The organism is Pyxidicoccus sp. M15, assembly GCF_056858435.1.
In genome coordinates, this window is the sequence record NZ_CM166495.1 from 9,015,325 (window position 1) to 9,028,173 (window position 12,849).

A 12,849-nucleotide genomic window follows, 5' to 3' on the forward strand; every position below is an offset into this window, starting at 1 on the left:
GGCGTCTCCTAGATTCCGAAGCGGACCAGCATCTCCATCTCGTGCTGCCGGCCTCCCCGGCTCTGGCACTGGACGGCGATGCGGTAGTACTGGCCGCCGAGCACCGCGGGGCCGACGAGGTTCGTCACGTCACGCGCCTGCCGGCCGGTGGAGCCCACGCCGCGCAGCACCACCTGCACCGGCTCCACCGTCACCGCCGCGCCACCGTCCGTCGCGGGCGCGGACGTGGCCAGGTGCCCCGTGCCGTAGGTGGAGCGCGTGGAAGCAAGGGGCGAGTCCGGGAGCTGCTCGGAGAAGCGGATCTCCGTGGGCCGGATGCCCACGGTGCGCAGCCGGGACAGGAGGTTGGCGCGGGCCGTCTCGGCGCAGGCGCGCACCTCCTGCTCCTGGGTGAAGGCATGGGCCGCGTCGCGCTCGCGCCCGGTGAACTGGATGCCCAGCACCGCGAGCACCGCGAGGATGGTCATGACGATGAGCACGAGCAGCAGCGCGGAGCCTCGGGCGAGCCGGGAGTGCATCAGCTTCCTCCTCCCGACGTCACCTGCACGGGGGCGAACTCGGAGCGGGACAACATGTTGCGGACGGCCACCTGGGTGGTGATGACGCTGCGGTAGAAGGCATCCGGGACGGTGCCCGCCGGCCGGTTCTCCACCGCGGGCCGCACGCCGCGCCGGCCCACCGGGCGCGTGGAGCGGATGACGAGCGTGAGGCGCACGTTGCGGATGTTGGCCGGGTGACCGCTGAAGCGGTTGCCGTCCAGGTACGCATCGGTGAAGGCGGGCGCGGTGTCCCCCGGGCGCGGCTGCTCGGCGGCCGAGTCACCGAAGGTCCAGTTCCCGTCCGCGTCGGGCGCCGTCACCGGCGTCGTGGGGGCCGAGGCGCCCTCCGGGCGGTTCATCATCCACGCCACCTGGAAGTCCTCCACGTCCGCGGCCAGCGGGGTGACGTTCTGCAGCTCCGCGGCGGTGAGCACCCGGGCGCCGTCCCACGGCGTCGGGTCGCTCGGCTCGGGGAAGCGGTCCGTGGTGGTGTTGAAGCCGCCACGGCCGCCGGCCACCACCTCCAGGCCCTGGTCCAGCAGCAGATACGAGCGGACCCGGCCGCCCTCGTTCACGTCCGCGACGAAGAAGCGGTAGCGGTCCACCTTGAGGACGTACGGCGGGTCCGTGCAGGCGGGCACCTGCTGGCGGGGGAAGGCGCCCGACGCGCTGAACAGCGACACCGTGGAGGCCCCCGTCATTCCGCTCACGGTGACGTACGCGCTGCCACTGCCGGTGGGGCAGACGAGGAGCAGCACCTGCCCGGGGCTGAAGGGCCGCGTGAGCGGCGCGTCCAGGGTGAGGCTGGTGCCGCTCGTCGTGGTGGCCCGGCGGTTGAAGCCCGGCGCGCGGGCGAAGAAGACCAGCTCGTCCGGCCCGGTGCTGGAGTCGCGGAGGATGACGCTGCCCGCCTTGCCGAAGTCGAAGGCGAAGCGCGGGTCCACGCCGAAGCCGGCCATCCGCAGGCGGCGCTCGATGAAGGACACGCTGGTGCGGTTGGCGGCCACCACCTCGCGCATCCGGGTGCTCAAGTCGTACGCCCGCGTCTGGTGGATGACCACCGCCACCACCGCGCCCGCGAGCAGGGAGATGATGACCAGCGTCACCAGCAGCTCGACGAGGGTGAAGCCGCGGACCGCGGAGGCACGGGCGCGCAATTCCAGGGAGCGCATGCTCTCGCGCCTCACAGCCCCGGCACCGGCGCGTTGTTGCCAGCCGGGTCGTAGACCATCGTGTGGAGCACCACCTGGCGCCACCGGCCCCCCTCGGGCCAGGACACCACCGCGCTCACCAGCAGGCCCAGCTGCGTCGTGCCGTCGCGCAGGGGGCGCAGCGCGACGTGGCGCCGGAAGCTGGTGGAGTCGAGGACGCGGGTGCGGCTGGTGGCCGTCGTCTCGGCCGCGGTCGCCATGTCCAGCTCGTACGCGCCCCAGTCCGGCTCGGAGGAGGAGGCGCCGCTCTCCAGCACCCGGGTGTCGTTGCTGGTGTCGTTGGCGAGGCGCGCGTCGGCGTAGTTCCACCGCGACACGGTGTCCGCCATGTCGCGCGCGAGCGCCGTCGCCTGGTTCTGCTTCACCGCGTACGCGTTCTGCTGGAAGGAGATGAGGTCCGCGGACAGCAGGCCGAGCATGCCGAACAGCAGCGCGGCGGTGGCCACCATGGCCTCGACGAGCGACGTGCCCCGGTGGAGGGAATGGGAGCGGGTGGCGCGTCTCACGGCCGGGTCACCCGCGCGAAGCCGGTGGCGGGCGCGACGGCGAGCGCGCCCCGCGCGGAGTCGCTCGACAGCGTCACCACGCCGGCGTTGACGTTGGCCACGGGGGCGCCGGTGCCATCCACGAGGCGCACCTCGCCATTGGCCTGGTAGATGATGGCGCCGCGGAAGCCGCCCGGGCCGTTCGAGCAGAAGCTGCAGGTGGCCGCCGCGCCGGAGAACGGCGCGTTGAGGGTGAAGCCCTCGCCCGGCTTGAGCGCCAGCTGGACGCGGCCCCGGAAGGGCTCGGCGCCGTACCAGGTCTCCGACAGCACCTCGTCATCCGGCTCCGGCGCGGTGGTGAGCCGCCCCGCGTCGTCGACGGTGAGGGAGCTGAAGGCGAGGTCCCGGTCCAGGTCCTCGTAGACGAGGATGCCGCCGCGAGCACGGGTGGTGGTGCCCGCGCTCGTGGGCAGGATGACGACCCACACGTCCCCGCCCCGCGACTGCGCCCGGGCCTGCGCCTGCGCGAGCGTCGACGACAGGTCGTCCAGCGCCCCCATCACATCCATTCGCGGCTGCATCCGCGACAGGGTGGTGACGGAGATGCCCGCGAGGATGCCGATGATGGCGACCACCACCATGACCTCCAGCAGCGTGAACCCCGACGCGCGTTGCCGGCCCATCGTCTCCTCCTGGCAGAAAGAAGCGCCGCACCAGGGTGACCCTCCGAACCGTCCGAATGGCCACAGGCCGGGGTGGAGATAATGCCGATGTTTCAATTCATGAGAGGAGAGCCGGGGTATTCGTGACCCACCCATGACACCCGGAGTCAGGGCTCGCAGCGGCCCGGATTGACTCGCGGTGGGGGGGAGCGACCTGGGGCTGACGCGTCAATGCACGGTGGGGTGTCGTACCCCCGGGCGGCTGACACGTCAGGCGCCGCCCCGCCGCCCGCCGCGGGTGCCCGTCGCGCGTGGGTCTCCCTCGGAAGGTGCCTCCCCCTTGCGCATGGCTCACTGCGTGCACAGGGGCCGCGAACCCCGTAAGCAGCGCGCGGGACGCGTGCACCAGAGGGGGGCACGCGGAACGTGGAGGAAATCTTGTTTCTACGTAGGAATCATTTCTGGCTTGGGGGACTGGCGGTCCTCTGGGCATCCAGTGTCCAGGCCCAGGCGCGCATCCCCAGCATCGAGCTGGAGCGGCTGCAGCTCAACCCCGCGGCAAAGGACAGCCTCGTGCTGTCCACCGGCGACCTGCTCGACAAGGGGCAGTATCGCCTCGCCTTCACCGCGCACTACGAGAACGAGCCGCTGGTGCTCCTCGAGCGCGACGAGCGGCAGGGCGTCATCGTCAGCGACCGCGTGACGGTGCACCTGAGCGGCGCGTATGCCGTCACCGACTGGCTCGAATTGGGTGCGCAGGTGCCCATCGTCACCCAGTGGGGTCCGGACACCGCGGCGCTGGGCGTGGCGACGCCGGAGACGGCGGCCCTGGGCACTCCCTGGCTGCAGGGCCGCGCGGGCATCCTCTCCGAGGCGGATGAGGGGCCGCTGGACCTCGCCGTGCACCTGGGCGTGGCGCTTCCCGTGGGCAGCGCCGAGGTGCTCACCAAGGACGATGGCTTCGTCTTCTCGCCGCGCGTGGGCCTGGGCAAGGCGCTGGGCGGCACCTGGCGCGTGGGCGCGGACGTGGGCGCGCTGGTGCGCACCAAGACGTACGCCCTGTCCCCCGCGACGCAGCCGCTGCGCGACGAGATGGGCGTGGAGATGAACGGCGGCCTCAACCTCTCCGCCGGCCTCTTCGGCCTCAAGGAGGAGTTGGTGGTGCGCGGCACCCTTCCCTTCGCGGACGCACCGGAGTCCATGGAGGTGCTGCTCGGCCTGCGAGCGCGCACCGGCCCCGACTCCGAGGTGTACATCATGGGCGGCCCCGGCTTCGGCCAGACGCCCGGCACCCCGAACTTCCGCGTGCTCGCGGGCATGACCTTCGGCCCGGAGTCCGGCGCGGCGCGCCGCTGCGTGGAGGGCCAGCCGTACGACGTGGCGCAGTGCCCCGACCTCGACGTGGACGGTGACGGCGTGAAGAACGTCGCGGACCGCTGCCCCGCTTCCAAGGGCCTCGCCCAGCTCGACGGCTGCGCGGACGGCGACGACGACCAGGACGGCATCCTCAACCTGGCCGACCGCTGCGCCTCCCAGCCGGAGAACCGCAACGGCGTCGAGGACGAAGACGGCTGCCCGGACGACCCGGACACCGACAAGGACGGCCTCGCCGACTCCAAGGACGCCTGCCCGCGCGAGGCGGAGGACGCGGACGGCTTCGAGGACACCAACGGCTGCCCGGACCCGGACAACGACGCGGACGGCCTCGCCGACGCGCGCGACGCCTGCATCAACGAGGCGGGCCCGAAGGAGAACCGCGGCTGCCCGGACAAGGACCGCGACAGCGACGGCCTCGTGGACCGGCTGGACAACTGCCCCGACGAGCCGGGCACCGAGAAGAACCACGGCTGCAAGAGCAAGCAACTGGCGCAGATTGGCGAGGGCCAGATTCGCGTCCTGGAGACGGTCTACTTCGAGAACAACAAGGACCTCATCAGCCCCCGCAGCTTCAAGCTGCTGGACACGGTGGCCAGCATCCTCGCCACGCACCCTGAAATCGAGAAGCTGCGCATCGAGGGCCACACCGACAACACCGGCAGCGCCGAGTACAACCGCGACCTGTCCCAGCGTCGCGCGGAGGCGGTGGCGCAGTACCTGGTGGGCAAGTCGGTGGCGCGCGAGCGCCTGGAGCCGAAGGGCTTCGGTCCGGAGCAGCCCATCGCCGACAACAAGACCAAGGAAGGCCGCGCGAAGAACCGCCGCGTGGAGTTCAAGATCGTCGGTGACGCCGTGGGCGTGACGACGCAGCAGGGCAACCCCACCGCCGACACCATCGAGAAGTGAGGCCAGATTCCATGACTACACGTGTCTTCCTGAAAGCGGCGGCACTGGCGCTCGCGCTGGTGTCCACCCTGACGGGCTGCGAGGCGGACGTCGCCGGGCAGCCCTCTCCCTCCGACCCCGTGCTGGCCAGCCAGTCCTCGTCGCTCGTCGGCGACGGCCGGCTCCAGCCCGGCGAGCAATGTGACGACGGCAACACGGTGTCCGGCGACGGCTGTTCCGCCACCGGCGCCATCGAGTCGGGCTACCTCTGTCACGTCCCCGGCCGCGCCTGCTCCCTGGCGAGCCTGTGCGGCAACGACGCCGCCAACTCCGGCGAGGCCTGCGACGACGGCGACACCGCGGCGGGCGCCAACGGCTGCACGGCCAACTGCGACCTGTCCCTGTGCGGCAACGGCGTCTTCAACAACCGCCCGTACCCCAACTTCGACCAGGAAATCTGCGACGACGGCAACCGCTTCGAGGGCGACGGCTGCAGCCGCCAGTGCGAGGTGGAGCCCGGCTTCGCCTGCGCGGGCAGCCCCAGCCGCTGCGTGAGGGCGGGCGTCGCGGTGTTCAACACCGGCGTGGACCAGAACAACCGCCGCCTGGAGTCCGGCGCGGACCCGCACTGGTTCTACACGGGCACGACGACGGGCGCCGCCACCGACGTGCGAGACGCCGAGGACTGGCCGCAGGAAATCCAGACGGCGCGCTACATGCGGGCGCCCCTGGGCGAGAGCACCTGCGTGTACCAGGACTTCATCGTCCCCTCGACGACGAACATCTCCCAGTTCCGCCTGCGACTGGCGACGTTCAACGACAACGCCTTCGACGGCGCACGGGTGAACGGCACGGCCGTCACGCCCGTCACGGTGAACGACCCGGGTGGCCAGCCCTGGCAGAAGAACATCTTCCGCGAGTTCGGCACCACCGCCCCCTGGCGCACGGGCCTCAACCGCATCGAGCTGTGCAACGAGAACGAGACCACCGAGCCCAACGCCTTCCGCTACCTCTTCGTGGACGCGTACGACGACCGCTGCGGTGACGGTGTCATCTCGCTGCGCGAGGACTGCGACGACGGCGACACCACCAACGGCGACGGCTGCAGCTCCAGCTGCGCCATCGAGCCGGGCTACGGCTGCACGGGCGCACCCAGCGTCTGCGCGCAGACGTGTGGCAACGGCTCGCTGAACCCCGGTGAGCAGTGCGACGACGGCAACACCACCGCGGGCGACGGCTGCAACGCGAGCTGCCGCGTCGAGGCCGGCCATGCCTGCCCCAACCCGGGCCAGGCCTGCCTGGAGACGTGCGGCAACGGCGCCATCAACGCCGGCGAGCAGTGCGACGACGGCAACCTGAACGGCTCGGACGGCTGCTCCGCGGCGTGCCGCATCGAGCGCGGCTACGAGTGCGCGGGCGCCCCGTCCGCGTGCGCCCCGCTGTGCGGCAACAGCCGGCTGGACCCGGGCGAGCTGTGCGACGACGGCAACACCCAGCTCAACGACGGCTGCTCCATCGCCTGCACCCTGGAGCTGGGCTACTCCTGCCCCACCGTGGGCCAGCCCTGCGCGAAGACGTGCGGCAACGGCACGGTGAACCCGGGCGAGCAGTGCGATGACGGCAACCTCAATTCAGGGGACGGCTGCGCCACCGAGTGCCGCGTCGAGCCGGGCTATGCGTGCAGCGCCCCGGCGAACGGCGCTTCCGTGTGCACCCAGACGTGCGGCAACGGCGTGACGGACGTGAACGAGACGTGCGACGACGGCAACACCACCGCGGGCGACGGCTGCTCGCCGGGCTGCCGCGTGGACGTGGGCTACTCCTGCACGAAACAGCCCAGCGAATGCATCACCCTCTGCGGCGACGGCATCACCGCGGGCGCCGAGGTCTGCGACGACGGCAACACCACCGCGGGCGACGGCTGCAACGGCCAGTGCGCGGTGGAGCCGGGCTATAGCTGCCCCCCGCCGGGCAACGTGTGCTTCAACACCTGCGGCAATGGCACGCGGGAGTCCGGCGAGGAGTGCGACGACGACGACACCGACAACGGCGACGGCTGCAGCAGCACCTGCCGCGTGGAGAGTGGCTACTCGTGCAGCGGAGTGCCCAGCGAGTGCCGCACCTCCTGCGGTGACGGCGTCGTCGCCGGCACCGAGGTGTGCGACGACGGCAACCTGTCCGGCGGGGACACCTGCTCGCCGCGCTGCCTGTGGGAGGTGGGCCAGACGTGCGCGGCCTCCGGCGTCTGCGACAGCGGTTACTGCAACCCCAACACCAACCGCTGCGACGTCCTCACCAACTGCGGCAACGGCGCGCTGGACGAGGGCGAGCTGTGCGACGACGGCAACACCGCCACCGGCGACGGCTGCGGCGCGTCCTGCACCCTCGAGGCGGGCTACAGCTGCACCGGCAACCCGTCGGTGTGCGCGGTGACGTGCGGCGACGGCGTCAAGGCCGCCTCCGAGGCGTGCGACGACGGCAACACCACCGCGGGTGACGGCTGCAGCGCCACCTGCACGACGCAGAGCGGGTACGGCTGCCAGAACACGGGGGTGAGCACCTTCTTCACCCGCCTGGGCCGCAGCCAGTGCACCCAGGTGTCGGACATCAACAACCCGACCCTGCCCGCCGGCGCCGTCCAGGCCGCGCTGAGCGTGCCGGGCCGCTACCGCATGCACTACGTGGCCGGCGCGGTGAGCTACTCGGGTGCCAGCAACTGGTACCCGGGCATCTTCGGCGTCAACGCCGACCCGGGCACCGGGACGCAGGGCTTCTCCCAGGGTGGCGTCCCGGTGGGCGGGCCCGCCTCCACCACGCGCAACGCCGCGATGACGCTGGGCTTCCCGCTGTCGCGTGACTTCGACGCGGCCACGGGCGACGTGCGCCTGGCCCTGGTGGACACCGACTGCGACCAGAACAACAACACCGAGACGGCGGTGACGTACCGCGTGGACGCGCTGTCCATCTGCCAGCTCATCCCGGTGCTCACCAGCCCCGGCACGGGCGGCACCACGGAGGGCCCCATCGGCGGCACCGGCTCACCGGGCGCCACCGTCCTCGTCTACGTCGACGGGAGCAACACGCCTGCCTGCACCGCCGTCGTGGACGCCACGGGTCACTGGACGTGTGACCTGGGCGATGTCGCGGATGGCACGCACTCGGTGGTGCTCACCTCCACCACCCTGAGCGCCACGGAGCCGGCCCCGGCGGTGAACATCACCGTCGCCGGCCCCACCCCGGTCGACACCACGCCGCCCGCCGCGCCGGTCATCACCGGCCCCACCCCGGGCTCGGTGCTGTCCACCTCCACGCCCACGCTGACGGGCACGGCGGAGCCGGGCAGCACGGTGACGGTGCGCGAGGGCAACACGGTGCTGTGCACGGCCGTCGCCAGCGACACCGGCGCGTGGAGCTGCGTGCCGACCACGCCCATGGCGGACGGCGAGCACACCGTGACGGCTACGGCCACCGACGCGGCCGGCAACACCGGCCCCACGTCGAACACGGACACCTTCACCATCGACACCCAGGTGCCGGACACCTCCATCCCCCGCGGGCCGCGCTCGCTCACCACCGACGGGGACGCCTCGTTCGACTACGCCTCCACCGAGGACGGCGTGCGCTACGAGTGCAGCCTGGACGGCGGCGCCTACGTCCCGTGCGAGGACCGCTACGACGTCGGGCTGGGTGAGCACACCCTGCGCGTGCGCTCCGTGGACGCGGCGGGCAACGTGGACGCCTCGCCCGCCGTCTACAACTGGACGGTGGAGCAGATCACCCGCGCCTTCGCGGGCGGCGGCTGCAGCGCGGCGCCGGCCTCGTCCGGACTGGCCCTGCTGGCCCTGCTCGGCCTCCGCCGGCGCAACCGCCGGCCGGAGGGTGCGCGGAAGTAGTCGAGACCGCTGGGAGGCCCACCTCCCCTCACTGGGCCCTACCCCCTCTGGGCCCGAGGGCCTCCCGGCGGGTCTCCCGCCGCACCGGGGCCAGCCCGTATGCTGCCCCGGTGCATGCGGTGGGCCGTGAAGTCGAGTTGTTCGAAGAGGAGCTGCTCCTCGCGCTGGATGAAGGGCTGGTCTCCCATGAAGAGGCCGCCGCCCTGCGTGAGGAGGCACTCCGTCTGGAACGCGGCCCCCTGCAGCTGCTGAGAGAGCGGGGCCGCCTCACGGAGGACACCCTGCACCTGCTGCGCGAGGAGCTGACACCCCGGGCGCATGCGGGTGGGGAGCACACGGACGGCGGAGGCGCCCGGCCCGAGGAGGCCGACACGCTGACGCCCCCCACCCCCGGCGAGGTGGTGCCAGAGGGCGGCTCCCAGGTGCCCGACTTCCCCGTGCCGGAGTGGGAGCGCTACCAGCCGGTGCGCTTCCTCGGCCAGGGCGGCATGGGGCAGGTGTTCCTGGCGTATGACCCGATGCTGCGGCGCAACGTCGCGCTGAAGTTCGTGCGCGGCGCGCACCCGGAGCAGGCCCGGCGCTTCCTGTCCGAGGCCCGCGCCCAGGCGCGCGTGCGGCACGAGCGCGTGTGCGAGGTGTACGAGGTCGGCGAGGTGCGCGGCCGCGGCTACATCGCCATGCGGTACGTGGACGGCCGGACGCTGGGGCAGCTCTCGGGCACGCTCACGCTGGAGCAGAAGGTGCTGGTGCTGCGCCAGGCCGCCGAGGGCGTGCACGCGGCCCACCGCGCCGGCCTCATCCACCGCGACATCAAGCCCGGCAACATCGTCGTGGAGCGCACCGAGGACGGGGGCCTGTCTCCCTTCGTCATGGACTTCGGCCTCGCGCGCGAGGGACGGGACGAGGGCGGGGCCTCGCACCAGGTGCTGGGCACGCCGCACTACATGGCGCCGGAGCAGGCCCGGGGCGAGGTGTCCCGGCTCGACAGGCGCGTGGACGTCTATGCCCTGGGCGCCACGCTGTACCTGCTGCTCACCGGGCGCCCGCCCTTCCCCGGTGACACGGAGAAGGAGGTCCTCACCCGCCTCCAGACGGAGGAGCCTCCACCGCCGCGCTCGCTGGACGCGGACATCCCCGAGGACCTGGAGGCCATCGTCCTCAAGTGCCTGGAGAAGGAGCGGCCCGCCCGCTACGACTCGGCGCGCGCGCTGGCGGAGGACCTGGGCCGCTTCCTGGAAGGCGAGCCGGTGCTGGCGCGCCGCGGGCTCGGCTACCAGCTGCGCAGGAAGGCCCGCAAGCACAGGCTGGCGCTGGCGCTGGGCGCCGCCGCGCTGACGGTGGTGACGCTGGCCCTGGGACAGGCGGTGGTGGCGCGAAGTGAAGTCGCCGAGCGCGAGCGGCTGGCCCGCCGCTTCACCGAGCGCGTGGAGCGTATCGAGGCCTCGGCGCGCTACTCCGCGCTCTCACCGCTGCACGACACGCGCGAGGACCGGCGGGCGCTGCGCGAGAGCATGGAGGCGCTGGAGGCCGAGGTGCGCGAGGCCGGGCGGCAGGCGCGGGGGCCCGGCCAGTACGCGCTGGGGCGCGCGCTGCTCGTGCTGGATGACCGCGAGGGCGCGCGCGCTCGGCTCGAGTCCGCGTGGGCGCTCGGCTACCGCGAGCCGCGCGTGGCCTGGGCGCTGGCGTGGGTGCTGGGAGAGCAGTACCGCGAGCAGCTCCTCCTGGACGTGGAGCGCCGCACCCCCGAGGCGCGCGAGGCCCGCCGCCGCGAATTGGAGCAGCGCTACAGGGACCCGGCGCTCGTGTACCTCCGCCAGGCGGAAGGGCCCGACGTCCCGGCCCCGCCCCTCTACGTGCGGGCGCTGTTCGCCTTCTACGAGGACCGTCACGAGGAGGCGCTGGCGCACCTGGACGCGATGGGCCGCGCGCTGCCCTGGTTCTACGAGGCGCCGCTCCTGCGCGGCGACATCCTCCTCGCCCGGGCCACGCAGCGCTGGAACACGGGTGACCGCGTCGGCTCGCAGGCGGACCTGGACACCGGACGTCGGGCGTATGCCACCGCCATCACCATCGCCGACAGCCAGCCCGCCGCGCACTACGCGCTGGGACGGCTGGAGCTGGCCGCGCTCATCATGGAGCTGTACGGCGAGGGCAACATCCTTCCTCCCTACGAGCGGGGGCTGGAGTCCATGTCACGCGCGCTCGCGGCCGCGCCGGACGACGCCCGCGCGCTGGTGGGGATGGCGAGGTTCCACCGGCGACTCGCGGAGCAGCGCGCCCTGAAAGGGGAGCCGGACGTGGAGCCGCTGCTGCAGAAGGCCATCGACGCCGCGAGCACCGCGCAGGCGGTGGCGCCTCCCGGAGCCCGCGTGCCGCTGGAGCTGGCCCTGACGTACCGGGTCTGGGCGCGACACCGGCAGCGGCACGGACAGGACCCTCGCGAGCAGCTCCGGCTCTCCATCGAGTCCTTCGAGCGCCTCCGCCCCGAGGAGCGCGACTACGCCTTCCACATCAACCTGGGCCTGACGTACCAGGTGTGGGCCGACTACGAGGCCGAGCACGGAGAGGACCCGCTCGCCCACCAGGACCGCGCCATCGAGGAGTACCGCGCGGCCATCCTCCTGCGAGAGCAGTATCCGGATGCGTGGATCAACCTGGGGAGTGCCCTGGGCAGGCGGGCCGCGCATCCCCACGCGCCGGATGCGCCGGGCGACCTGACGCGGGCGCGGGAGGCGCTCGATCGGGCCCTGGCCCTCAACCCACGCAACATCGCGGCCTGCTTCCAGGGCGCGGACGTCTCCGAACAGCTCGCGCGCTGGCACCTGGACCGGGGCGAGGACCCCGGCCCGGACCTGGAGAAGGCGCAGGCGCTCTACCGCCAGGGACTGACCGTCAACGCGAAGCTTCCACAGCTGCACAACGGGCTGGGCTCGACGCTGCTGTCGCAGGCGGAGCTGCGCTGGGAGGACGGCGGCGACCCCGAGCCTCTGCTCGCCGCCGCCCAGCGGGCCTTCGAGCAGGCGCGGACGGTGGCCCCGCAGCATGCCTACGGCTACAACAACCTGGGTGAGGTCTGGGCCATGCGCGCCACGTTCCAGCTCGCCCAGCGCGAAGACCCGGGTGCGAGCGTCCGCGCGGCCGTGGAGGCCTACCAGCGCGCGCTCGAGCTGATGCCCGACGATGCCGACCTCTGGGCCAACCTCGGGCGGGCGCACGGCGTGAATGCCACGTGGACGCAGGAGCGTGGAGGAGACCCGCGGCGCGCCGTGGCCCGCGCCGAGGAGGCGCTGGCACGCGCACGGGTCCTCAATCCACGCCTGGGCAGCGCGTGGCGGTACCTCGGCGCGGTCCGTGCCGTGCGGGCCCTGTGGCTGGCCCGGCAGGGCTCGGCCCGGGACGCGGACTTCGAGGAGGCGGAAGCGGCCTTCCGACAGGCGCTGGAGCTGGCGCCCGCGCAGCTGGAGTACCGGCTGGCCGCCGGGCACTTCCATCGCCAGTGGGCGGAGTGGCAGGAGCGCCAGGGCGGAGATTCGACTCCGGCGTTGCAGCGAGGCCTGGAGCTGGCCAGGCACGTGCTGTCCGCGCGGCCCCGCTGGGCACGGGCACGGGTGCTGCGCGCCAGCGTGCTGCTGGCACTGGCCCGGACGAGCGCGCCCGCCGGACAACGGCAGGCGTGGAGCGACGAGGCGCGGGAGGACCTGGAGGGGGCCCTGGCCCACAACCCGCACCTCGTGCCCGCGTGGCAGGGCCTGCTCCCTCCGTCATCGGAGCGGCTGGCTGGCCCTCCCACGCCCTGA

At 72.8% G+C, this 12,849-nt stretch carries 7 protein-coding genes; 3 read left to right on the forward strand and 4 right to left on the reverse strand.

Going from position 1 to position 12,849, the window contains the following annotated elements:
* Positions 1-8: 8 nt before the first annotated feature.
* From ACX9TP_RS33170 to ACX9TP_RS33185, 4 genes are read right to left on the reverse strand one after another with little or no spacing between them, the layout of a single operon-like run.
* Positions 9-518 (reverse strand): hypothetical protein, encoded by a 510-nt coding sequence (locus ACX9TP_RS33170; RefSeq protein WP_482974647.1) that lies wholly within the window; start codon positions 516-518, stop codon positions 9-11.
* Positions 518-1,711, reverse strand: a complete 1,194-nt coding sequence (locus ACX9TP_RS33175; RefSeq protein WP_482974648.1) for a PilW family protein — start codon at positions 1,709-1,711, stop codon at positions 518-520. Before ACX9TP_RS33175 ends, ACX9TP_RS33170 begins: the two co-directional genes overlap by 1 nt.
* Positions 1,712-1,722: 11 nt before the next feature.
* On the reverse strand, positions 1,723-2,256 hold the full coding sequence (locus ACX9TP_RS33180; RefSeq protein WP_482974649.1) for a type IV pilus modification PilV family protein: 534 nt from the start codon (positions 2,254-2,256) through the stop codon (positions 1,723-1,725).
* Positions 2,253-2,918 carry a pilus assembly FimT family protein gene (locus ACX9TP_RS33185; protein WP_482974650.1) on the reverse strand — a complete coding sequence of 222 codons (666 nt, stop codon included), beginning with the start codon at positions 2,916-2,918 and terminating at the stop codon, positions 2,253-2,255. The genes ACX9TP_RS33180 and ACX9TP_RS33185 overlap by 4 nt, the downstream gene beginning before the upstream one ends.
* Before the next feature lie 417 nt (positions 2,919-3,335).
* On the opposite strand from ACX9TP_RS33185, the gene ACX9TP_RS33190 reads away from it, so the two are divergent.
* The 3 genes from ACX9TP_RS33190 (at position 3,336) to ACX9TP_RS33200 (ending at position 12,849) form a co-directional block, all read left to right on the forward strand.
* On the forward strand, positions 3,336-5,180 hold the full coding sequence (locus ACX9TP_RS33190; RefSeq protein WP_482974651.1) for an OmpA family protein: 1,845 nt from the start codon (positions 3,336-3,338) through the stop codon (positions 5,178-5,180).
* Positions 5,181-5,191: 11 nt separating this feature from the next.
* Positions 5,192-9,052 (forward strand): DUF4215 domain-containing protein, encoded by a 3,861-nt coding sequence (locus ACX9TP_RS33195; protein ID WP_482974652.1) that lies wholly within the window; start codon positions 5,192-5,194, stop codon positions 9,050-9,052.
* 110 nt (positions 9,053-9,162) lie between these two features.
* Complete coding sequence (locus ACX9TP_RS33200) at positions 9,163-12,849, forward strand: protein kinase domain-containing protein (RefSeq protein ID WP_482974653.1); 3,687 nt, start codon at positions 9,163-9,165, stop codon at positions 12,847-12,849.